This is a genomic window from Streptosporangium pseudovulgare, assembly GCF_014648055.1.
GTDB classification, from domain to species: Bacteria; Actinomycetota; Actinomycetes; order Streptosporangiales; family Streptosporangiaceae; genus Streptosporangium; species Streptosporangium pseudovulgare.
Genome location: NZ_BMQJ01000021.1, coordinates 69925 through 91982, shown reverse-complemented (window position 1 = coordinate 91982; position 22058 = coordinate 69925). Strand labels below are relative to the sequence as shown.

Genomic DNA, 22058 nt, shown 5'->3' with positions numbered 1-22058 from the left:
GCCACCCGCCCCGCGGATATCGCAACTTGGAGTTGCAATGCAGTCTGGTCAACCCTCTGCCCGGCCGATCGGCCGCGGCGCCAAAGTACGCGCCGCCGTCCACGCCGCCACGCTCGCCGAACTCGTGGACAAGGGCTATGCAGCGTTGAGCGTCGAGAACGTCGCGCAACGCGCCGGGGTCCACAAGACGACGGTCTACCGGCGCTGGAAGGATCGCGAGAGCCTGCTCACCGATGCCCTGGCCGAGCACATGGCGATGGACATTCCCGTTCCCGACACCGGAGCGATCGAGACCGACCTGCGAGCGCTGGCGCGCTCGATCGTCCAGACGTTCACCAGCCCGACCGGGCAGGCCATCCTCGCCGCGATGTTCACCGGAGCGGCCCATCTCCCGGAGATCGCCGCGGCACGGCGCCATGTTTTCGCCGACCGCCTCGCCAGAGCCGAACCCGTGGTCACACGCGCCATCCAGCGCGGTGAGCTTCCCGGAGACACCGATCCCGCCGAGCTGTTGAAGACCTTGGCCGCGCCGATCTACCTGCGCCTGCTCATCACCGCCGATCCGGTCGACGAGACGACCGCCGACCAGGCGGTGCACGTCGCGCTGACCGCCGCGCGCGGCGGCGCCCTGCGAACAGAGCGCGGCCGCTAGGTCAGACGAAGGCGCTGTGGCCGGTGATCGCCTTGCCGACGATGAGGGTGTTCATCTCCCGGCTGCCCTCGAAGGAGTAGATCGCCTCGGCGTCGGCGAAGAGCTTGGCGATCTCGTGGTCCAGCACGATGCCGTTCCCGCCGAACAGTTCGCGGGCCCGGGAGACCACCTCGCGCATCCGCGTCGTGGTGAACGCCTTGGCCAGCGCGGCCTGCGCGGCGCCGACCCGGTCCTCGTCCGCGAGCTGCGCCAGCCGGACCATCATGCCGAACGACGCGGTGATGTCGGCGAGCATCCGGACCAGCAGGTCCTGGATCATCTGGAAGCCCGCGATGGGGCGGCCGAACTGCACCCGCTCGACGGCGTAGGCGCGGGCCAGCTCGTAGGCGCGCACCGACACGCCCAGTGCCTGCCAGGCGACGTTGCCGCGGGTCCTGCGCAGCACCTCGGCGACGTCGCGGAAGCCGTTGACGCGCTGGAGCCGGTCGGCCTCGGGCACCTCGACGCCGGTGAGGGTGATGTCGGCGTTCTGCACCGCGCGCAGGGCGATCTTCCCCTCGATCTTGGAGGTGGTGAGGCCGGGGGCGCCCTTCTCCACGACGAAGCCCTTGACCTGGTCGTCGGCCACGTCACGGGCCCACACGACGATCAGGTCGGCGAAGGTGCCGTTGCCGATCCACCGCTTGGCGCCGTCGAGGACCCAGCGGTCGCCCTCGCGGCGGGCGGTGGTCCGCATGCCGCCGGCGACGTCGGAGCCGCCCTCGGGCTCGGTGAGCGCGAACGCGCCGATCTTGTTCCACTTGACCATGTCGGGCAGCCAGCGGTGGCGCTGCTCGTCGCTGCCGCCGCCGTCGATGCTGCCCATGGCGAGGCCGGTATGCACGCCGTGGGCGACGGCGAGGGAGGGGTCGACGCGGTTCATCTCCAGCGAGACGAACCCGTTGAACAGCGCCCGCTGCGGGGCGTGGCCGCCGAACTCGGGGTAGGCGTGCCCGGCGAGGTCGAGCTCGGCGAACTTGCCGATGACCTCGAAGGGGAACTCCGACGACTCCCACGCCGTCTGGGCGAGGGGCCGGACCTCGCGTTCCAGATAGTCGCGGATCTCGGCGAGCCTCGCCCGCTCGGCGTCGGTGAGCAGTTCGGCGAAACCGAAGAAGTCCGGATCGGGGTTGGCGTGCTTCGCCATGAGAATCACCTTGCTCTTTCAGTTCGGGGGTCAGTGCCCGGATACTTCCGATGCCCCCGGTTCCGCGGGGCAGGCCTCCGCCGGGCGGATCTCCGTACGGCGGGCCTCCGTGAGGCGGGTCTCCATGAGGCGGGTCTCCGTGGGACCGGTCCCCTCGGGGCGGGCCCGCGCGACGGCGCGACGGTCCAGCTCGGCCAGCACCTCCTCGGTGTCCTGGCCGGGACGCGGCGCGTGGCGCCGGACGGAGGCCGGGGTGGCGGAGAAGGCCACCGGCACCCCGATCACCCGGTAGGGGCCCTCGGTGGGGTGCTCGGCGACGTCCATCAGGTGGCCCTCTCGCACGTAGGGGTCGCCGGACGCCTCCTCCAGCCGCAGCACCGGGCCGAACGGGATGCTGTGCTTGGCGCAGACCTCGGCCCACTCGGCGGTGGTCAGCGCCGGGGTGACCGACTCCACCATCTCCGACAGGGCGACGCCGTCCCGGACGACGTTGATCTTCTCGCCGTTGACCCGGGGGTCGTCGGCGAGGTCGGGCCGGCCGGCGGCGGCGAAGAGGTCGCGGTGGTTCTGCGGGCTGTAGGGGATGATCATCGCCAGGCCGTCCCTGGTCGGCCGGGCCCGGTGGCCCCGGTTGAGGGCGGGGGCGTACCCGGTCGGCGCGAGGGGCGGCTCGAAGGTGTGCCCCTGCAGGTGCTCGACGAGGTTGAAGGCGATCATGGTGTCGGCCATCGGGACCTGCACGAGCTGGCCCTGCCCGGTGGCGCGCTGGTGGACCAGCGCCGCCAGCGTGCTGTAGACGATGGTCAGCGCGCTGACCTTGTCGGCGAGGATGGTCGGCAGCACCACCGGCCGCGCGATGTCGGCGGCGCGCTCGGCGACGTCGATCAGGCCGGAGGCGGCCTGGATGGTCTCGTCGTAGGCGGCCAGCCCGGCGCGGGCGGAGTCGGGGCGGAACCCCTGGGCGTGGGCGTAGATCAGCCGGGGGAAGCGCCCGCGCAGGCTCTCGTGGTCCATGCCCAGCCGGCGCAGCGCGCCGATGCGCATGTTCGTGATCAGGACGTCGGCCGTGGCGAGCAGGTCCATGGCCCGCTCGCGGTCGGCGTCGTCCTTGAGGTCGAGGCGGACGCTGCGCTTGTTGCGGTTGACGTTGAGGTACAGCGACGTCATGCCCGGGGTGCGGTGGACGGTGCCGTTGCGGGCGGTGTCCCGCGGCGGCTCGATCCTGATGACGTCCGCCCCGAGGTCGCCGAGGATCTGGGCGGCGTACGGGCCCATGACGACGGTGGACAGGTCGACGACCCGCACCCCCGCCAGCGGCCCGGACGGCTCCCGCGGCGGGGCGGCGGACGGCTCCCGCGGCGGCGTGGCGGTGACGGCGGGGTTCTCCGGCTCGGGCGCCCGCCGCGGCGTGGCGGCGCCGGTGTGGTTCTTCGGCTCAGGCATTGCGGCTCCCGACGGGCGCACGCACCCGTGAAGTGTTCTGCGTATTTCTCTCCTTATCCAAATTACCCGTCGATACTTAGCCGGGCAAACTATTGGCCCGACCGATACGGAAAAGGCGGCGTGACCGCTGTGGTCACGCCGCTGGAGGCGTTTTCGGGAAACGGATCACACGGCGGTTCCGAAGGGGCTCGCCGAGTCCGGTCACCTCTTTCGCCCGTGCGACGAGACGGCGCAGCGCCGGATCGGCGGCGAACCGGTCGGCACGCCAGACGAGCCCCGTGACCAGGGACGGATCGAAGTCCGAGAAGGGCAGGAGCACCGTATCCTCATGGCGGTACCTGCGCATGGCGGTCCGCTCGCCCAGTATGGAGACGGAGAACGCCGAACCCTGCGCCACGATTTCCCCGGTGCCGGTGTAGTCCCCGGTTTTCAGGCGGATTCGCTGTTTTATTCCCGCCTCGGACAGTTCTCGGTCCAGCCGGTCGAAATAGGCGGGAGCCAGGCCGGGGGCGGCCACGACGTAGGCGTGGTCCCTCAGCTCGGCGAGCGAGACCGAGGTGCGCGAGCCGAACTCCGCGGCCGGGAGCACCGCCCCCAGCGGCTCGGCGAGCACCTCCAGCACCTCGAGCGCCGCCGCCTCCGGGCCGCGCACCGGCAGCCGGACGAACGCCGCCGTCAGCTCGCCCCGGGCCACGGCCCGCGCCAGGTCCTCGCTGCCGCCCGGCCAGCGCCTGAGGTCGTACCACCCGGCGAGCCGGCGTTCCAGGGTGCGCAGCCCCTCCCGCAGGCTCTCGTGCAGCCCCGGGGGGACGCCGACGAGGACGACGTCGCGCCCGCCGGCGGACACCCGGCTCAGCCGCCACGGGATGTCGTCGGCGCGGGCCAGGATGTCCCGGGCGATGGGCAGCAGCGTCGTGCCCGCCTCGGTGAGGCGGACGTGGTGGGAGTCGCGCTCGAACAGCGCGGCGCCGAGCTCGTGTTCCAGGTCGCGCACCCGGCGGCTCAGCGGCGAGGCGGCCATGTGCAGCCGCCGCGCCGCCCCCGAGAAGCTGAGCTGCTCGGCGACGGCGACGAAGTAGCGCAGGTGGAACAGCTCCACACCAGCGATGCTACGCGCGGCCGTACGGCCGGTCCCGCCCGCCGGGCGCGCGGCCGCACGTGGCCGCCCGGCCCCCCGCGGGCGGACACGGCACACGGGCGGACACGGCACGCGCCCTTCCGGCGCCCGCCGTACCCGGGTGAACCAGAGATCACTTACAGGAAATGTCCGTAAGATGTTGATCTTTCTGGAGCGCACCGATACTGGAGGTCAGAAAGTGACGACGCTCAGCCGCCGGAACCTGCTCAGGGCGGGCGCGGGGGCGCTGCCCGCCCTCGCGCTGGGCGCCCGGCCCGCCCTGGCGGCTCCTCTCCCGCCGGAAGTCACGGTCTCCGGCACCGCCCCCTCCTCGCTGGCCGGGTTCGACAACGTGATGAAGACCTTCGTCAAGGAACGGGGCATCTCCAGCGCGCAACTCGCGATCACCAAGTACGGCAAGCTCGTGCTGGCCCGCGGATACACCTACTCGGACGGCTCGCGCTACGTGCCGCAGACGACGCCGACCTCGCTGTTCCGCATCGCGAGCCTGAGCAAGCACATCACGGCCACCGCGATCATGCGGCTGGTCCAGGACGGCAGGCTGAGCCTGTCGGCCCCGGTCACCACGCTGCTGGGGCTGTCGGCCACCGCCGACCCCAGGCTCGCCCAGGTGACCGTGCTGCGCCTGCTGCAGCACCTCGGCGGCTGGGACCGGGACGTCTCGGGCGACCAGCTCTGGCTGGACCACACGATCTCCGCCGCGCTGGACGCGCCGCTGCCGATCGGCCACGACGACATCATCCGCTACGCCACCGGGCGGCCGCTGGACTTCGACCCGGGCTCGAAGATGGTCTACAGCAACTACGGCTACCTGCTGCTCGGCCGGATCGTCGAGAAGGTCTCCGGCATGGACTACGAGTCCTACGTCCGCCAGACGCTGTTCGCCCCGGTGGGTGTCACCCGGATGCGGATCGGCCGCAGCCTGCGGTCGGAGGCGCTGCCGGGCGAGGTGTCCTACGACTCGCAGTACACCCGCAAGACGGTGCTGGACGACTCCGGCACCGTGGTGCCGTACCAGTACGGCGGGTTCAACATGCCCAACCAGGACGCCAACGGCGGCTGGGTGGCCTCGGCGGTGGACCTCGTGCGGTTCGCCCGCGTCTTCGACGCCGCCGGACCGGTGCTGAACTCCACGTCGATCTCCCGGATGGTCGCCAAGCCGGAGATCGGCGTCAGCGGCGACGGCTGGTGGTACGGCGCCGGCTGGTACGTCCGTCAGGTCACCGGCCACCTCAACACCTGGCACGCGGGCGGCATGCCGGGCACCTACACCTACCTCGCCCGGCTGCAGAACGGCTTCACCTACGCGGCCCTGTTCAACCGGCGGGAGGAGGCGGGCACACTCGACTTCGACGTGCTCAGCCCGCGGATGAACGCCGTCACGGTGACGAGCTGGCCGACGACGGACCTGTTCCCGCAGTACCTCTGAGGTCCCGGCGCGGCCCCGCCGCCCGTCCGCGCGGGCGGGCGGCGGAGCCGTCGGAGCTCGTCGCGGAGCCGTCAGAGCTCGTCGCGGATCCGCCTGAGGATCTCGGGGGTGCGCGAGGCCGGTTCGGCCTCGATGCAGAGCCGCTCCATCACCTCGATGTAGCGCTCCACCTCGTCGCGCTTCTCCAGGTAGACCGCGCTGGTGAGCTGCTCCAGGTAGACGATGTCCGGCAGGTCGGGCTGGGCGAAGCGCAGGATGCTGAAGGGCCCGCCGGCCGCGGCGTGGCCGCCGACGCTGAACGGCACGATCTGCACCGTCACGTTCGGCAGCTCCAGGGCGGCCAGGATGTGGTCGATCTGGCCGCGCATCACCTCGGCCCCGCCGAGCGGGCGGCGCAGCACCGCCTCGTCCAGCACCGCCCACAGGTGGGGCGGGTCGGTGCCGCGCAGCACCCGCTGGCGCGCCATGCGCAGCCGTACCCGGCGCTCCAGCTCCTCCTCGCCCGCGGCGGGGAAGCCGAGCAGGATCACGGCCCGCGCGTAGTCCTCGCTCTGCAGCAGGCCGGGCACGAACTGGACCTCGTAGTTGCGGATGCCGGAGGCCGACTCCTCCAGGCCGACGTAGGTCTCGAACCAGTTCGGCAGGACGTCGTTGTAGTTGTGCCACCAGCCGGTCTGGTTGGCCCGCTCGACGAGGGAGAGCAGGGACCGGCGCTCGTCGTCGTCGGTCACGCCGTACAGGGTGAGCAGGTCGGCGACGTCGCGGACCCGGAAGCTCACCCGGCCGAGCTCCATCCGGCTGATCTTCGAGTGGGAGGCGCGGATGGCGTAGCCGGCCTCCTCCAGGGTGATGCCGCGGCCCTCCCGGAGCCGGCGCAGCTGGGCGCCGAGCACGATCCGGAGAACCGTCGAGCTGCCCCTCGGCGCGGCGATGGGGATCGGAACGGCCGGTTCGCCGTCGGCGCGAGGTGTGGTCATCAGCAGTCCTTCGTGCGCGGAACGCGACCCCCCGCCCACTCTTTGTGGCCGTCGCGAGCCTTCACCGTACTCCGATCACTCGTTCCCGGCCACAGCGAATTTTATTCTTCAACCAATCGTGACAATAAGGTCGTCGAAATCCCCGCCCTTCACTCCGCGGACGAAGGCGTCGAGGTCGTTCCGGGTGTAGACCAGCGCCGGTCCGTCGGGGTCGCGGGAGTTGCGCACGGCGACCGCGCCGCCGGGCAGGGGGGCCAGTTCGACGCAGTTGCCGCTGGGGTTGCTGAACCGGCTCTTGCGCCACACCGCTCCGGCCAGCAGAGCCGCCGAGACGCCGTTGAGCTGCTCGTTCATCCTCGCCTCTCACGGGGACCGCAGGGAAGACACGCCTCGATCATAGAGCTTTGTGCATCTGCACGTGCATCTGTACTTGCTTATGCACAACACTCATGGGCAATATAGCTATTCGCATTGCCCTTGTTACGCGAACGCCACGCATCCCAAGGTCACAGATGACTGGTTACCCCACGCACCCCGCCCCCTCCCTCCGGTCCGAGACCGGTGGATGGGAGCGGTGGCTGTCCATCCTCGGCCGCATCCTTCCCCCGGGCGGCCCACCCCCCTGGTCCGGCACCGAGGTTCCGGCCGGGCAGCTCCGCCTGGCCGCGCGCGGGCTGTCCCACGATCGCTGGGCGGCCCGCACCGCGCGGGAGTTCGCCGCGGCCGCGCTGGTGTCCTGGGAGCTCGAACCCCTGGTCGACGACGCCTCCGTGGTGGTGTCGGAGCTGGTCACCAACGCGGTGCGGCACGGGCTGCGGGGGGATGGCCGCGCCCTGCCGTTCCACGACGTCCGGGTCGTCGTCTGCCACACCGAACGCGCGGTGCTGTGCGCGGTCACCGACCCCCGCGACGAGGGCCCCAGACTGCGCGAGCCGGACTTCGAGGCCGAGAGCGGCCGCGGCCTGCAGGTCGTGCAGGGGATCTGCGAGACGTGGGGATGGGCCCCGCTGGAGACCAGCGGCAAGGCCGTGTGGGCGTCGTTCGCCCTTCCCGGCAGGACCGCCCGGCGCCTGGAGGCATGCCGCTGAGCCGCAGCGGAAAAATAAGAATATTTCTCCCTTTGTCCACTCGCCGATGTCTATCCTTCGCCGCCGGTCTTCTCTACCCTCACAGGCGACGAGGGAGGTGACACATGAGCGGCACGGACCGGCGTCCGCCACCGCGGCTGGACACGAGCACACCCAACGTCGCCCGGATGCTGGACTACATCCTCGGCGGCAAGGACAACTTCGCGGCCGACCGGCAGGCCGTCGAGCAGATCCTGGCGATCGCCCCGGAGATCAAGAACATGGTCGAGGAGACCGAGGCGTTCCTCGGCCGGGTGGTGCGCCACCTGGCCCACGAGGGGATCGACCAGTTCCTCGCCCTCGGCTGGGGCCTGCCCACCCGGGAGAACGTCCACCAGGTCGCCCGCTCGGTCATCCCCGGGGCCTGCGTGGTCTACGTCGCCGACGACCCGGTCGTGCTCTCCCACGGCAGGGCGCTGCTGGCCACCGACGGCGCCACCGCCGTCGTCCGGGGCGACGTCCTCCACCAGGACGAGCTGATGGCCGACCCGGAGCTGCGGGCGCTCATCGACCCCGACCGGCCGACGGCCGTCCTGATCACCAACGCGCTCCAGTTCATCCCCGACGAGGACAATCCGCACAAGAGCGTGGCGCTGCTGCGCGACTCGCTGGCGGTCGGCAGCCACCTCGTCATCGCCCACGCCGTCTTCGACGACCATCCCGAGGTGGCCGACCCGATCACCGCGGTCTACCGCAGGCTCCTCAACCGCTACGGCGAGCGGGCCGCGCGCACGCGCCGCGAGGTGCTGCGCTTCTTCGACGGCATGGAGCTGGTGGAGCCGGGCTTCGTGTACGCCCGCCACTGGCGTCCCGACAACCCGCTCGCCGCGCAGCGCCCCGCCAGGACCTGGACGATGGCCGGGGTGGCCCGCAAGACGGGCTGACCCGCCCGGACGCCCCGCCCCTCCGCCGCCCCGCCACTTCACCGGTCCCCTCCGGCCCCGGTACGGCCACGCGGCGCCGGCGCGTTTCCCGTCGCGAGCCGGTGCCGCCGGTGGGCCCGCCGTCAGCGGACCGCCGTCATCGGACCGCCGTCAGCGGATCTCCGTCAGCAGGCCCTCGCGCTCGACCGCCTCCAGGAAGAGGGTCTTGTACCCGACCTCGTCGAACAGCACGGTGATGCGGTCGCTCTCCCTGCTCATCACCATGCCGTCGCCCCAGGAGCTGTGGCGCACCTTGGCGTGCATGGCGAAGGAGTCGCTGGGCCCGGGCCCGGCGGGCGCGCCCTCCCGGCAGGTGTCGCACGCACCGCAGGCGCGCTCGTACGGCTCGCCGAAGTACTCCAGCAGGAACCGGCGGCGGCAGCCGGCCGTCTCGGCGTAGCCGCGCATCATGTCGATGCGGGACTCGTCGATGCGGCGGCGGGTGTCGTCGATCTCGACGGCCCGCGCCGTCGCCTCCTCCGGCTCCGGCCCGCCGGGGACGACGCGCACGTCGCCCTCGGTGGTGACCTCGACCGCGCCGACCTTCTCCAGCAGGTTCACCACCCGGGTGAGCCGGGTGGGGCCGACGTCCAGCACGGCGCGCAGCTCGCCCGCCGGGACGGCGCCGCCGTGCTCGCCGAGCAGCGTGGCGGTCCGCAGCAGAAGCTCCTCGTCGGCCCGGCCTCCGGCGAAGAAGCGACGCAGGCCCAGGTCCTCCGGCCGGTAGAACAGCACGGCGGAGGCCGGGCCGCCGTCCCGCCCGGCGCGGCCGATCTCCTGGTAGTAGGAGTCGGGGGACTCCGGCGGGGCGGCGTGCAGCACGTAGCGCACGTCGGGTTTGTCGATCCCCATGCCGAACGCCGACGTCGCCACGACGACGTCGACCTCGCCGTCGCGGAACAGCTCGTGCACCCGCTGCCGTTCGGCCGCCTTCATACCCGCGTGGTAGGGCTCGACCCGGCGGCCCCGCTCGCGCAGCGCGGCGGCGTACTCCTCGGTGGCGCGGCGGGTGGCGACGTAGACCAGCCCGACGCCCTCGCGGGAGGCGGCGTCCTCCACCAGCGCCCGCCGCAGGTCCTCGGCGGTGACGAAGCGGCGCACCTCCAGGTCGATGTTGGGCCGGTCGAAGCCCCGCACGACCCGGTGGACGTCCCTCAGGCCCAGCGCCTGGACGATCTCCTCCTGGACCGACGGGGTGGCCGTGGCGGTCAGCGCCGCCACCGGCGGATGGCCGAGGGCCTCGATCACCCGTCCCAGGCCCAGGTAGTCGGGGCGGAAGTCGTGTCCCCACGCCGACACGCAGTGGGCCTCGTCGATGGCGATCAGCGAGGGGCGGGCCGCGCGGAGCCGCTCGATCGTCTCGTGCTTGGCGAGCTGCTCCGGGGACAGGAACAGGAACTCCGCCGTGCCCTTGCGGATCGCCTCGAAGGACGCCTCGCCGTCGGACTGCGCGGAGTTGACGGCGACCGCCCCGCCGGCGTCGGCCTCCCGCAGCCCGGCCACCTGGTCGCGCTGCAGGGCGATCAGCGGTGACACCACCACCGTCGGCCCGTCGATGAGCAGCGCGGGGATCTGGTAGACGGCCGACTTGCCGGCCCCGGTGGGCATGACCACCAGCGTGTCCCCGCCGTCCATCAGGTGGCGCATGGCCTCCGGCTGCCCGGGACGCAGGTCGTCCCATCCGAAGGCCTCGCGGGCGGTCTCCCGCAGCCGCCGCTCCACCTGGCCGGACCTGCCCTCGCTCATACGGCTCCCCCGTCTCCGCTCGACTACCCCGCCCGTTCCCAGGGACGGGCGGGGTAGTCCTCGACGAGGAGACGAAGGAGGAAGGCCTCGTCAGAAGCCCGGCCGGAGGCGCCGTCAGGGGCGCGCTCCGGGGCGCGGTCAGGGGCGTCCGCCGCGGGCGCCCCCTCCCGGCCGGTCAGCTCGGCGACGCCGAGGCCGACGCCGACGCCGACGCCCCGGCCTCGGGCATCAGGACCGAGTCGACGAGGTAGATGGTGGCGTTGGACGTCTGGATGTTGCCGCAGAGGATCTTGGCGTCGTTGACGGTGTACTCCTCGCCGGAGCCCGAGACGTTCAGCGTGCCGCCGCCCACGGTGGTCAGCGTCCCGCTGGCGAGGTCGGCCTGGGTCTTGCGGCCCTCGACGACGTGGTTATGGATGATCTTGGTGAGCTGTTCCTTGTCCTGCAGGACCTTGGCCATGGCCTCCTTCGGGATCTTGGAGAATGCCTCGTTGACGGGCGCGAACACCGTGATGTCCTGGGCGGACTTCAGCTGGTCGGTCAGCCCGGCGGCCTTGACGGCCTTGTCGAGCGTGGACAGCTGGGGAATGTCCTGCAGGGCCTGGTCGAGCGACTCGTTCTTCAGCTCGGCCGGGCTGCCCTTGCCCTCCGCCGGCAGCTGGGAGCAGCCGGGGCCGAACGGCTGGCCCGCCTCACCGGCCGACGGCGAGCCGGACATCTCGGAGGGTCCGGGGGAGGTCATGTCCGTAGGCCCCGGGCTGGGCGTGGTGAGGAAGGAGGCCGCGGTGACGGCCTGCGCCGCCGGGGCCGCCGCCAGGGTGAGGGCCGCCAGTGCCGAGGCGAGAAGAGACTTCTTCACGGTGATCTCCTTGTCGGACGGTTGAGCCCTCCGGGATCCGGTCGGGCGGACCCGAAGGTGCCCATCGTTCTCTTCGTTGATCGATTCCCCCACAATTTGCCGATAAATACCGCATAAGGTGACTCTTGACTACATATCTCCCTAAGTGATCAGTTGGGGGCACGGTCATGGTGTGTCGCCGTACCGGGGGGTGGACGGTCCCGACGCTCCGCGCCCGGCGCGGCGGCGCGACTCAGGTCGCGCGACTCAGGCCGAGCGACTCAGGCCGAGCGACTCAGGCCGAGCGGCTCAGGTCAGGCGGCTCAGGCCAGGCGGCCGCCCGCCCCGTCCTCCGCCTCGACGACGCGGACCGGCACCCCAGCCGCCTGCGACCGGGCCGCGTACGCCAGGCCCGCGCAGGCCCTATGCGAGCCTTACCGTGATCTCCCCGCCGAGCTGGAAGCCGCCGGTCAGCTCCAGGTCGTCACCGCTCCAGAAGCGGCCCGGGTCGTACCAGTGGGGCCGGCGACCGGCCGGGAGCAGGCCCATCTCCTCGTAGGTGACGGCGACGACCTCCGCGCAGTAGGCGCTCTCCAGGGCGTTGCCGGTCGCGGCGCGCCGGAGGGCCCGCGGCACCCGCCCGCGCAGCCAGCGCCCGGCGAGCCGGGCCGTGGAGGGGAACGGCGTGCCGTCCAGCCGGGAGATGACGCGCAGCACCGCGTCCTCCATCCCGGCGGTCACCTCGGGTTCGAGCTGGCGCAGCCAGCCGCGCTGGCCGTACCGGGTGGCCCAGACGCGGACCGCGTCGCGCAGGTCGTGCAGCTGGACGCCGCGCTGGTGGGTGCCGGACCACAGGTCGGGCAGCGACCGGCCCAGCTCGGCGTGCCACATCAGGGGAGGCATGTCCTCGATGACGACGGACATGCCGACGTGGTTGACGGGGCTGTTCGTCACCGTCTGGATGGCCCGGTCGGGCACGCTGCGGCCGCGGAACAGCCACACGTCGCCGGTGCGGGTCAGGTTGACCGCCTCGTCGAGGCTGACGCTTTTGCCGATCACGGGAAGTAGCCTAGGCACATGCGGTGGTGGAAGATAGTCGGCCTGGCCGGGGTGGCGGGTGTCGCGGCGACCGGGGCCGTGGTGGTCCGGGCCGAGCGGCGGCGGCGTTCCTACACGCCGGAGGAGATCCGGGCCCGGCTCCGGGCCCGCCTGGAGGAGATCGAGGAGACCTCCGCGACCGGGTCCGGCACGGACGGTCACTCCGGCGCGGCGGAGGCGTAGACGCGGCGGTCGAACAGGCCCGCCCGCACCTGGTAGACGTTGACGATCACCAGCATGAGCATCGAGTAGAGCGCGTACAGCCCGCCGTTCAGCCCCACGGCGAGATCGACGGGCAGGGCGAAGGCGATCACCGCGCGGACCGCCGCGTCGGCCAGCGCCCCGACGCCCCAGATGACCGTGGAGACCCGCCAGATGCGGCGGAAGAGCGGTGACTGCTCCCACAGCTCGTCCCACGGCCGCCACCGGGCGACGGCCCATCCCTCCAGCAGCGGCCGGGACAGCCGCATCGCCATCGGCCTGGGGCCGTGGACCGGGTCGCCGCCGCGCGCCGAGTACAGGAACCACCCGCCGAAGGCCGCCATCAGCAGGGCTCCCTTGAGGAGGATGAGGCGGGGGCTCCCGGTGACCAGCGTCAGGCCGGCCCCGGCCAGCGTCACACCCGTCATGAAGAGGCCCACCGGGTCGAGCCGGCGCTCCCTGACGAAGGTGACGGTCATGCCCGCGCCCGGCATCAGCGAGCAGGTGAGCAGCGCGGCGGTCTCGCCGAGGCCGGCCGCGCGCAGCAGGTAGTAGAGCCCGGCGGGCGCCACCAGGTCGACCAGCAGGAGGAGCCCCGCGCGGGCGCGGCCGCTCACCGGGGCCTCCGGGGGCGGGACCGGCCCGGCGCCCGCACCGTGATTACTTCCATGAGTAATAAATAACTCAGCCAAGTAACAACCGCAAGGGGCGAACGCCGAAGGGGGCGGTGAGCCGCCGGTTCGCGGGTAAGTACGGTTGGCCTTGGCGATGTGGCCCTGGTGAGGTGAGGAGAATCCGATGACGCACGACCGCGCGGGCAAGCCCGCACAGCCGTCCGACCTGGTTGACGTGGCCCGGCTGGTGACCGCCTACTACTCCCTGCGCCCCGACCCCGGCGAGGTGGGCCAGCGGGTGGCGTTCGGGACCTCCGGCCACCGGGGCTCGTCACTGAAGACGGCCTTCAACGAGGACCACATCCTCGCCACCAGCCAGGCCATCGTGGAGTACCGGGCGGAGCAGGGCATCGACGGCCCGCTGTTCCTCGGGGCCGACAGCCACGCGCTGTCGGAGCCGGCGCGGGTGTCGGCGCTGGAGGTCTTCGCCGCCAACGGGGTGCGGGTCCTGATCGACGACCGCGACGGCTACACCCCGACCCCGGCGGTCTCCCACGCGATCCTCACCCACAACCGGGGCCGTACGGCCGGCCTCGCCGACGGCGTGGTGGTGACGCCCTCGCACAACCCGCCCGCCGACGGCGGCTTCAAGTACAACCCGCCGAACGGCGGCCCGGCCGACACCGACGCCACCTCCTGGATCCAGGACCGCGCCAACACCCTCATCGCGGAGGGGCTGAAGGGCGTGCGGCGCGTCCCCTACGCGAAGGCGCTGGCCGCCGAGACGACCGGGCGGTACGACTTCCTCGGCTCCTACGTCGACGACCTGCCCTCGGTGCTGGACATCGACGCGATCCGGTCGGCCGGGGTGCGGATCGGCGCCGACCCGCTGGGCGGCGCGAGCGTCGCCTACTGGGGGGAGATCGCCGAGCGGCACCGGCTGGACCTGACGGTGGTCAACCCGCTGACCGACCCGACGTGGCGGTTCATGACCCTCGACTGGGACGGCAAGATCCGGATGGACTGCTCGTCGCCGTACGCGATGGCCTCGCTGATCCAGAACCGCGAGGCGTACGACGTGTCCACCGGCAACGACGCCGACGCCGACCGGCACGGTGTCGTCACCCCCGACGGCGGCCTGATGAACCCCAACCACTACCTCGCGGTGGCGATCTCCTACCTCTACTCCCACCGGCCGGACTGGCCGGCCGGCGCCGGGGTGGGCAAGACGCTGGTGAGCAGCGGCATGATCGACCGGGTGGCCGCCGACCTGGGGCGGCGCCTGGTGGAGGTGCCGGTCGGCTTCAAGTGGTTCGTGCCGGGGCTGCTGGACGGCTCCCTCGGCTTCGGCGGCGAGGAGAGCGCCGGGGCGTCGTTCCTGCGCCGCGACGGCGGGGTGTGGACCACCGACAAGGACGGGATCATCCTGGCGCTGCTGGCCTCGGAGATCATCGCGACCACCGGCCGCTCGCCGAGCGAGCACTACGCCGCGCTGACCGGGAGGTTCGGCGACCCCGCCTACGCCCGGGTGGACGCCCCCGCCTCCCGCGAGGAGAAGGCGATCCTGTCCCGGCTCTCGGCCGGCCAGGTCACCGCCGACACCCTGGCCGGTGAGCCGATCAGGGAGGTGCTCACCACCGCGCCGGGCAACGGCGCCCCGCTGGGCGGGGTCAAGGTCGCCACCGACAGCGCCTGGTTCGCCGCCCGCCCCTCCGGCACCGAGGACGTCTACAAGATCTACGCCGAGTCCTTCAAGGGGCCCGAGCACCTCGCCCAGGTGCAGGAGGCCGCCCGTGACCTGGTCTCCCAGGCACTGAAATGAGGGACCCCGCGGGTCGGTCCGGGGCGGGTCATCGCCCCGGGCCCGCGGGGCGGCGCCCGGGGCGATGACCCGGAGGGCCGGTGACGGCCCGCCCGTCGCCGGCGTGATCGACAGGCGAGAGGTCGCGGCTGGGGCGGGGTGGGCCTCGCCCGCGCCGCCGGCTAGCGTCGGCAGGTGCGGAGCATGTTGAGCAGGGCCACCTTCTCCTTGCGGGTCACGAAGAGCCGGTAGTGGTGCTTCACGGTGATCCACGAGGTCGCGTACCGGCACCAGTAGGCGCGGCGTTGCGGGCGCCAGTTCTGTGGGCCCTGCCCGCCTTTGGCGATGTTGGCGGAGTGGCTGACGGTGAGCAGTTCGGGGCGGGTGAGGTCGTTGGCGAACGCGCGCCGCTTGGCCGGGCTCCACCGTTTGGCGCCCGAGCGCCAGGCGTAGGCGAGCGGCACCACGTGATCGACGTCCACCTGCTTCTCACTCCTGAGCCGTTTGCCGTCGTACGGGCTGTACCAGAGCCCCCTGACCGGGTGGCAGGCCGCGTTACGGCGTACGCGCCGCCCGTCGCGGGCCAGCACCGTTTCCCGCGTGTCGCACCTGCCCTTGCGGTGCTCCCATTGGGGCTGGAACCGCTCGCGGCTGTAGCCGCGGATGGACAAGGGCCTGGCGACCTTGAGCCGGACCAGCATGTGCCGGGCGAGGGCCGCGCTCGCGGCCTGTGATTGCTTACGCGGTTCCGCCGCAGCCTGCGGGGCGGCGAAGGGGGTGATGGGGACGGCCACGAGAGTCAGTACGGCGACGAGGGATGCCCGCCTCAGGAAAATCATGGTTTCCCCTATACCCAACGAGAACCCGCTGCGACGGCCGACAGGAACTCGCCCCGTCCGAAGCCCGGACGGGTCCTAGGCGAACATGCGCCAGGCGGCGGGGACGACCTTCCAGTGCCGCCTGGCCGCCGGGCCGGTCAGCTCGCCGTCGGCGTTCGCCGGCACCGGCTCGCCCTCGACCGCCACGTCGCGGCCCCGGGCGGTGACGACGTCCCGCAGCTCCGGGTGGCGGCCGCCGCGCAGCCTCAGCGCGTAGACGAGCCGCCGCACCGGCCCGGTGGTCAGCGCCGCGACGACGTCCACCATGCCGTCGTCGGGCCTCGCCTCGGGGGTCAGCGGGGTGCCGCCGCCGATGGTGACGCCGTTGCCGACGCCGAGCATGAGCACCCGCCGGTCGGTGAGCGTCCGGCCGTCCACGGTCACGCGCAGCCGCCAGCCGGTGCTCCGCACGCCCGCGAGCAGCGCGCCGACGGCGTAGGCGAGCTTGCCGAGGCCGGGTTTGAGCGGCGTGGCCCGCTCGGACGCCTCCGCCCCGACGCCGAGGTGCACCGCGTTGACGACGATCCCGCCCTCGTCGTCCACCAGCAGGTCGAGGGGGCGCGGCCGGCCGGCGAGCACGACGCGGGCGGCCTCCTCCGGGTCCAGCGGGATGCCCAGCCCGCGGGCGAAGTCGTTGCCGGTGCCCATGGGGACCAGCCCCACGACGCGGGAGCCCAGCTCGCCGCGCCGGTGCAGGGCGGCGACCGTCACGTGCAGCGATCCGTCACCGCCCAGCACGACCACGTCCCGGCCGGGGTGGGCGTCGAGCGCCTCGCCGAGATCCCCCTCCCCCTCGCCCGCCGTGACCTCGACGACGTCGGCCCCGGCGCGCAGCGTCTTCAGCGCCGCGTTCCGCGCGGCGTCGTCGGCGCTTCCCGCTCCCCCGTTGCAGACCGCCAGCAGCTCCGCCATGCCGTCCCCTCCTGGTTCCCCTCCTGCGCCCCACCTTCCCGGTCACTGCCCATCACGGGCGCGGTCACGCGGGGTCAGCCCGCCCTCCACCAGCGGACCGCCGTCCAGGTCCCCGCGGCGAGGGCGAACAGCCCGCCGAGGCCGTACGCCCAGGCGACCGTCGTCTCCGACAGGTAGCCGTTGCCCACGATGAGCACCGCCATGACCACCACGCTCAGCATGCCCACGCCCAGCCCGGTGAGCAGGGCGAGCAGGAACGCCTTCAGCAGGCGGACCGGCAGCCGGTCCCGGCGGGGCGGCGCCAGGACCGCCACCAGCCGCCGGACGACGATCTCGGGGTCGTCGCCCAGCCGCCCGGCGGCGAACTCGGTGGGCATCCGGCCGCGTTCCGGCTCGCTCAGGTAGATCCATCTGCTGCCGTCCAGGAAGACCGCCGCGTCGGCGGAGCCGGGCAGGCGCAGCGACAGGAAGGGGGTGCCCTCGGGGAACTCCCTGCGGTCGTGCCGGATGACGGGCGCGGTGGCGTCGAACGCCTCACTCAGCGCCCGCAGCGCCCGCTCCTCGATCAGGTCGCCCATGGCGCTCTCCCCCCTCCCCCGTATGTCCATGGTTTCGTACGGCGAAGCGGAGCGGTTGCCGGGCCCCGGGTTCCCGGGCCCCCGGCCCCTCGGCCCCTCGGCCCCCTCAGTCCCGGGGCCGCACGGCCAGGGCGGGCGCCAGCTCGGCGAGCTGGGTGACGCCGTGGCGCAGGTCCGGGGAGAGCGGCTGGAGGGCGACGTGGTCGGCCCCGGCGGCGAGGTGGGCGTCGACGCGCCTGGCGACGGCCTCGACGTCGCCCCACGCGACGATCGCGTCCACGAGCCGGTCGCTGCCGCCACCGGCGAAGTCGTCGTCGCCGTAGCCGAGGTGGCGGAGGTTGCCGGTGTAATTCGGCAGCTTCAGGTAGGGGCCCATGTGCTCGCGGGCGATCCGCCGGGCGGTGGCCGGGTCGCGTTCCAGGAGCACGGCCTGCTCGGGGGCGAGGATCGGGGCGGGCCCGAGGATCCCGCGGGCCGTCTCGGTGTGCTCGGGCGGCACGAAGTAGGGGTGGGCGCCGTCGGCCTTGTCGCGGGCGAGTTCCAGCATGCGGGGGCGGAGCGCGGCCAGCAGCACGGGCGGGGGCGGGACGGCCTCCATCGGCAGCGCCTCCCGCGCCTGGCGCATCGCGTCGAGGTAGGCGCTCATCGCGGCGCGGGGGCGGCTGTAGTCGTGGCCCCGGGAGGTCACCAGGGGCGCGTGGCTGACGCCGATGCCGAGGACGAACCGGCCCGGGTACGCCTCGCCGTACGTCCAGGCCCCGGCCGCCATGGCGGTGGCGTCGCGGACCCAGATGTTGGCGATGCCGGTGGCGACCGTGACCTCGCGGGTGGCGGCGAGCAGGACGCCCGCGGTGCTCATCGCCTCCCGGCCGGCGGCCGCCTCGCCGTACCAGATCGTGCCGTAGCCGAGGTCCTCGATCTTCGCCGCGGCCCGTCGCGCGTCCGCGACGGGGGCGCGGGTGAGAAGGGAGTGCCACACGCCGATCTGTCCCAGGCCCATGGCCGCCCCCCGTCAGCTCGCGCGGGACCGGCCCGGCCGGTCCCGCGCCCGTTCCGCCCCGGCGGCGGAACGTCATCCCGTCACGGGGACTACCCCGCCTGGGTCCTGGCCAACACCTGCGGCACGGCCGGCGCCGGGAGCTTGACGGACGCCGGGGACGGGACGGGCGCCGAACCCGGGGCGGGAACCGTGCGCGCGGCGGACGCCGGGAGCTTGACGGGCGCCGGAGCCAGGACCGGCGCCGGGGCGGGAACCGTACGCGCGGCGGGCGGCGGGACCGTGGCGCCCTGCGGCGCGCACAGGTGGCGCAGCACCGGGCGGAGCCGGTCGCGGAGCTCCGGGTCGGCGATCCGCCCCGCCTCGTCGAACCGGCCCGCGGCCGGCGACACCGGCAGGTCCACGCCGTGCACGACGGCGCCGGCGACGCCGAGGACGCGGCGCAGCTCGATCTGCGTCCAGATCGCCTCGTACGGGCGCAGGCAGACGGTCACCACGCCGACCGGCTTGTCCACCAGGACCGCGCCGCCGCGCCGGGACGCCCAGTCGAGGGCGTGGCGGAGCTGCGGAGGCAGGACGCTGTACGCCGGGGCGGCGATCAGCACGCCGTCCGCGGCGGACAGCGCCCGGCACAGCTCCTCCACCGGTCCCGGAAGCGGGCCGTCCTCGAACGGCGGGATCTCCTCCAGCCCCTCCCAGATCCCGAATCCGGCCGAGGCCGGCAGCTCGTGCCCGGACGCCTCCAGCAGCCTCCTGACGTACGCTCCCGGGCGCAGGCTGCCCGCGATTCCAATGATCTTCATCCCCGACCCCATTCTGTCGCCACGCTGCGACGTATGAGCGAGGGAAAACTCGCCGACGCGGTCACGCGAACGCGGCCGACGGCGCGCGAGTCCCCAGGCTGTCCGGCAAACCCGCTGTACGAAGGCGGGGTGACCCACCACGGAAGATCCCTCTGCGGCCACCCGGGAGCGGTTCCGTCCCCCGTCCGGACCGGGCCGGTGGGTGCTCCTCTCCCGGGTGCCGCCACGACACACGTCACCGGGCTTCGCGCTCCATCACGTCGTTCGCCCCTGCCCCCGGAAACGGGGCCCGAACATGACGTACATCACATCTCTCACAGAGGATCGCCAGGTTCGCTCCAGGAACACCCGGCGCGCGGCGCGGCGCGGCCCGGAACGCGCCCCCGCTCTCCAGACTCGGCCGGGGAGACGGATCGGGTACGGGGGGCTCATGCGCGCGCTGAGGTACCGGCTGGGGCTGGGAGCCTGCGGCCTCGGCGCGGGGGTCTTCGCGCCGGCCCCCGCCCCGGCGCCGGAACCGGTCGACCCGGTCAGCGGGAACAACGGCTTCACCGTCATGGTGGAGCGGGACGCCATACTGGCGAGCGGCGGGAACGAGGGCACGCTGGCGATCGGCGGAGATCTCGTCATGGCCGGTGACCACCGGGTCGCCCTCGCCACGGCCGGCTCCCACGTCGTCGGCGGCGACGTCCGGCCGACGGCGCTGGTGGTGGGCGGCCGGGTGGCCTTCGACCGGAGCACCGCCACCGGCCGCGTCACGGTCCTCTCCCGCGGCCACGTCAAGATCGGTTCCCTGGCGGGCTCCGTCGTCATGGACACCGACGACAACGGGGTGCCGGCCCGTACGCGGGTCAACGCCACGGGGGGCTACGACGACCCCGGGCGGGTCGAGCTGAGCGTCCGGCAACCCGCCGCCTCGGTGGGCCCGGCCACCGTCTTCGACTTCCGGCGGCTCTTCGGCACCTACCGGGAACGGGCGGCGGCGCTGGCGGGGTGCGAGAACAACGTCGTGCTGCGCGGCGCGACCGGCCGGCCGTTCCCCGGCGGGACGGTCCCTCCGGGCTCCACCGTGCGGATCACCCTGGCCCGCGGCGTCACCAACGTCGTACGGACGACCGGCCGGAACCTGGCCGCCATCGCCCGCCTGGTCTTCGACCGCGGGCCGACGGCGGCCTCGCCCCTGCTGGTCGTCGTGGACACCGTCGCCGAGGGCGGCGTCCTCACCTGGGTCCCGCCCGCCGTCACCGGGATCGGCGGGAAACAGGCGCGCTTCGTCCTGTTCGACTTCCCGGACGCCGTCTCGATCACCATGCCCCCCGGGCGGGGCGGGACCGTCAAGGGGACGATCTACGCGCCGGACGCCACCCTGACCGACACGAACCCGGCCGGCATCGACGGCAACGTCGTCGTCGGCTCCCTCGTCCAGGGCGGGCCGGGGCGCGACGGCGGGAGGATCCGCGATCTTCCGTTCGGCGCCGTCCTGGACTGCTCCGCCGCCGCTCGTGCCGGTGCCCGGCTTCCATCGGGCGGGGCAGCCGTCAGGCTCCCATCGGGCGGAGCGGTCGTCAGGTGGAAGCGGTCCTCATCTGCAGCCGGGCGGGTGCCCGGGGCGGCGGCTCGGGCAGCCGCAGCGGCCCCCGGCCGGGGGTAATGCTGCCGAGCACCCGCGGTCCCGAGGCGCCCGTGCACCCCGGAACGGTCCCGGGCAGGCCGTGGGCGGTCAGCCAGCCGAGGAAGGAGAAGGCTATCGCCTCCTTGGCGCCGGACGGCACGCCGAGCTCGTCGCTGAGCACGATCCGCGCCTCCCCGGCGCGCTCGCGCAGCATGGCCATCATGACCGGGTTGCGCGTCCCGCCGCCGGAGGCGACGACGGTGCCGAGCCGGTGCCGCCGGATCTCCGCGGCGGCGGTCTCGGCCGTCAGCGCGGTCAGCGTCGCCACCAGGTCGGGCAGGGCCAGGCCGTACGGCCCGGCGACGGCGTCGAGGTAGCCGGGGTGGAACAGCTCCTTGCCGGTGCTCTTGGGCGGCGCCGCCCGGTAGTACGGCTCGGCCAGCAGCTCGGCGAGCAGCCCCTCGTGCACCGTGCCGGCCGCGGCGAGCCGCCCGTCCTCGTCGTACGGCAGGCCCGTGGCCGCCGCGACGGCCGCGTCGATCAGCGCGGACGCGGGGCCGGTGTCGTAGGCGAGGCCGGGCTCCCGGACGGTCAGGTTGGCGATGCCGCCGAGGTTCAGGGCGCCGCTGCGGCCGGGCAGCCCGGCCAGCAGCGGCAGGTCGAAGGAGGAGACCAGCGGGGCGCCCTGCCCGCCCGCGCTCACGTCGCGCGAGCGCAGGTCGGAGACCACGGGCACGCCGGTCCGCTCGGCGATCCAGGCGGCCTGGCCGAGCTGGAGGGTGCCGCGCACCCGCCCGTCCTCGACCCAGTGGTAGAGCGTCTGGCCGTGCGAGCAGACGAGGTCGACCGGTCCGCAGCCGGCGGCGGCGTCGGCGAACGCCTGGCCGATCAGGGTGTCGAGGCGGCAGACCTCCCCCATGTCGGCCGGGCGGGGCGGCAGCGCGGCGACGATCCGGGCGCGCAGCGCGGCGTCGTAGGGCCGCTCGCCGACGTGCTCCACCGTCCCGGTGAGCACGTCGCCGTCCAGCGACCAGTCCACCACCGCGCTGTCGATGCCGTCGTGAGATGTTCCCGAGATCAGACCGAGTACCCGCACGCCTTCTCC

General features: G+C 73.2%; 22 protein-coding genes. 7 read left to right on the top strand and 15 right to left on the bottom strand.

The window, feature by feature from the left end; all coding sequences use genetic code 11:
- Positions 1-37: 37 nt before the first annotated feature.
- Positions 38-652 (top strand): TetR/AcrR family transcriptional regulator, encoded by a 615-nt coding sequence (locus IEZ10_RS32150; protein ID WP_189250278.1) that lies wholly within the window; start codon positions 38-40, stop codon positions 650-652.
- 1 nt (position 653) lies between these two features.
- On the opposite strand, the gene IEZ10_RS32145 is transcribed toward IEZ10_RS32150, so the two are convergent.
- The 3 genes from IEZ10_RS32145 to IEZ10_RS32135 form a co-directional block, all read right to left on the bottom strand.
- Complete coding sequence (locus IEZ10_RS32145; RefSeq protein ID WP_189250277.1) at positions 654-1838, bottom strand: acyl-CoA dehydrogenase family protein; 1185 nt, start codon at positions 1836-1838, stop codon at positions 654-656.
- A 30-nt stretch (positions 1839-1868) separates the two neighbouring features.
- Positions 1869-3281, bottom strand: a complete 1413-nt coding sequence (locus tag IEZ10_RS32140; protein WP_189250276.1) for a CaiB/BaiF CoA transferase family protein — start codon at positions 3279-3281, stop codon at positions 1869-1871.
- Between the two features lie 133 nt (positions 3282-3414).
- Complete coding sequence (locus tag IEZ10_RS32135; RefSeq protein ID WP_189250275.1) at positions 3415-4380, bottom strand: LysR family transcriptional regulator; 966 nt, start codon at positions 4378-4380, stop codon at positions 3415-3417.
- Between the two features lie 217 nt (positions 4381-4597).
- Here IEZ10_RS32135 and IEZ10_RS32130 point away from each other — a divergent pair, with 217 nt between their 5' ends.
- Positions 4598-5848, top strand: a complete 1251-nt coding sequence (locus IEZ10_RS32130) for a serine hydrolase domain-containing protein (protein ID WP_189250274.1) — start codon at positions 4598-4600, stop codon at positions 5846-5848.
- A gap of 71 nt (positions 5849-5919) precedes the next feature.
- Here the strand turns inward: IEZ10_RS32130 and IEZ10_RS32125 are convergent, their stop codons facing one another.
- Together IEZ10_RS32125 and IEZ10_RS32120 are read right to left on the bottom strand one after the other, a co-directional pair.
- The gene (locus IEZ10_RS32125) at positions 5920-6825 is read right to left on the bottom strand and encodes a Sco1979 family transcriptional regulator (RefSeq protein ID WP_189250273.1); all 906 of its coding nucleotides are present in this window, start codon (positions 6823-6825) and stop codon (positions 5920-5922) included.
- 108 nt (positions 6826-6933) lie between these two features.
- Positions 6934-7179: a DUF397 domain-containing protein gene (locus tag IEZ10_RS32120; RefSeq protein WP_179828352.1), complete on the bottom strand. Its 246-nt coding sequence runs from the start codon at positions 7177-7179 to the stop codon at positions 6934-6936.
- 158 nt (positions 7180-7337) lie between these two features.
- Here IEZ10_RS32120 and IEZ10_RS32115 point away from each other — a divergent pair, with 158 nt between their 5' ends.
- Positions 7338-7913 carry an ATP-binding protein gene (locus IEZ10_RS32115; protein ID WP_189250272.1) on the top strand — a complete coding sequence of 192 codons (576 nt, stop codon included), beginning with the start codon at positions 7338-7340 and terminating at the stop codon, positions 7911-7913.
- Between the two features lie 104 nt (positions 7914-8017).
- Positions 8018-8836 (top strand): SAM-dependent methyltransferase, encoded by an 819-nt coding sequence (locus tag IEZ10_RS32110; RefSeq protein WP_189250271.1) that lies wholly within the window; start codon positions 8018-8020, stop codon positions 8834-8836.
- Positions 8837-8986: 150 nt separating this feature from the next.
- Here IEZ10_RS32110 and IEZ10_RS32105 read toward each other — a convergent pair whose 3' ends face one another.
- The 3 genes from IEZ10_RS32105 to IEZ10_RS32095 all read right to left on the bottom strand — a co-directional run bounded on the left by IEZ10_RS32105 (position 8987) and on the right by IEZ10_RS32095 (position 12518).
- The gene (locus tag IEZ10_RS32105) at positions 8987-10621 is read right to left on the bottom strand and encodes a RecQ family ATP-dependent DNA helicase (protein WP_189250270.1); all 1635 of its coding nucleotides are present in this window, start codon (positions 10619-10621) and stop codon (positions 8987-8989) included.
- Between the two features lie 175 nt (positions 10622-10796).
- Positions 10797-11480 (bottom strand): fasciclin domain-containing protein, encoded by a 684-nt coding sequence (locus tag IEZ10_RS32100; RefSeq protein ID WP_189250269.1) that lies wholly within the window; start codon positions 11478-11480, stop codon positions 10797-10799.
- A gap of 402 nt (positions 11481-11882) precedes the next feature.
- A complete protein-coding gene (locus tag IEZ10_RS32095) occupies positions 11883-12518 on the bottom strand; it encodes a hypothetical protein (protein ID WP_229811862.1) in 636 nt (211 codons plus the stop codon).
- An 18-nt stretch (positions 12519-12536) separates the two neighbouring features.
- Here IEZ10_RS32095 and IEZ10_RS32090 point away from each other — a divergent pair, with 18 nt between their 5' ends.
- Complete coding sequence (locus IEZ10_RS32090; protein ID WP_189250268.1) at positions 12537-12740, top strand: hypothetical protein; 204 nt, start codon at positions 12537-12539, stop codon at positions 12738-12740.
- Here IEZ10_RS32090 and IEZ10_RS32085 read toward each other — a convergent pair.
- The gene (locus IEZ10_RS32085; protein ID WP_189250267.1) at positions 12716-13375 is read right to left on the bottom strand and encodes a VC0807 family protein; all 660 of its coding nucleotides are present in this window, start codon (positions 13373-13375) and stop codon (positions 12716-12718) included. The genes IEZ10_RS32090 and IEZ10_RS32085 overlap by 25 nt on opposite strands.
- Before the next feature lie 181 nt (positions 13376-13556).
- Between IEZ10_RS32085 and pgm the strand changes: the two genes are divergently transcribed.
- Positions 13557-15194: a phosphoglucomutase (alpha-D-glucose-1,6-bisphosphate-dependent) gene (gene pgm / locus IEZ10_RS32080; RefSeq protein WP_189250266.1), complete on the top strand. Its 1638-nt coding sequence runs from the start codon at positions 13557-13559 to the stop codon at positions 15192-15194.
- Between the two features lie 161 nt (positions 15195-15355).
- On the opposite strand, the gene IEZ10_RS32075 is transcribed toward pgm, so the two are convergent.
- From IEZ10_RS32075 to IEZ10_RS32055, 5 genes are all read right to left on the bottom strand, one after another.
- Positions 15356-16012: an HNH endonuclease family protein gene (locus tag IEZ10_RS32075; protein WP_189250265.1), complete on the bottom strand. Its 657-nt coding sequence runs from the start codon at positions 16010-16012 to the stop codon at positions 15356-15358.
- A 75-nt stretch (positions 16013-16087) separates the two neighbouring features.
- A complete protein-coding gene (locus IEZ10_RS32070; RefSeq protein WP_189250264.1) occupies positions 16088-16963 on the bottom strand; it encodes a diacylglycerol/lipid kinase family protein in 876 nt (291 codons plus the stop codon).
- 74 nt (positions 16964-17037) lie between these two features.
- Positions 17038-17541, bottom strand: coding sequence for a hypothetical protein (locus IEZ10_RS32065; protein ID WP_189250263.1), 504 nt, complete (start codon positions 17539-17541; stop codon positions 17038-17040).
- A 106-nt stretch (positions 17542-17647) separates the two neighbouring features.
- On the bottom strand, positions 17648-18541 hold the full coding sequence (locus tag IEZ10_RS32060; protein ID WP_189250262.1) for a TIGR03620 family F420-dependent LLM class oxidoreductase: 894 nt from the start codon (positions 18539-18541) through the stop codon (positions 17648-17650).
- A gap of 89 nt (positions 18542-18630) precedes the next feature.
- Positions 18631-19341 (bottom strand): NADPH-dependent FMN reductase, encoded by a 711-nt coding sequence (locus tag IEZ10_RS32055; protein ID WP_189250261.1) that lies wholly within the window; start codon positions 19339-19341, stop codon positions 18631-18633.
- Between the two features lie 430 nt (positions 19342-19771).
- Between IEZ10_RS32055 and IEZ10_RS32050 the strand changes: the two genes are divergently transcribed.
- A complete protein-coding gene (locus IEZ10_RS32050; protein ID WP_189250260.1) occupies positions 19772-20992 on the top strand; it encodes a collagen-binding domain-containing protein in 1221 nt (406 codons plus the stop codon).
- Here IEZ10_RS32050 and IEZ10_RS32045 read toward each other — a convergent pair.
- Entirely contained in the window at positions 20907-22049 is a 1143-nt protein-coding gene (locus IEZ10_RS32045; protein WP_189250259.1) for an anhydro-N-acetylmuramic acid kinase, read from the bottom strand. The genes IEZ10_RS32050 and IEZ10_RS32045 overlap by 86 nt on opposite strands.
- Positions 22050-22058 lie beyond the last annotated feature (9 nt).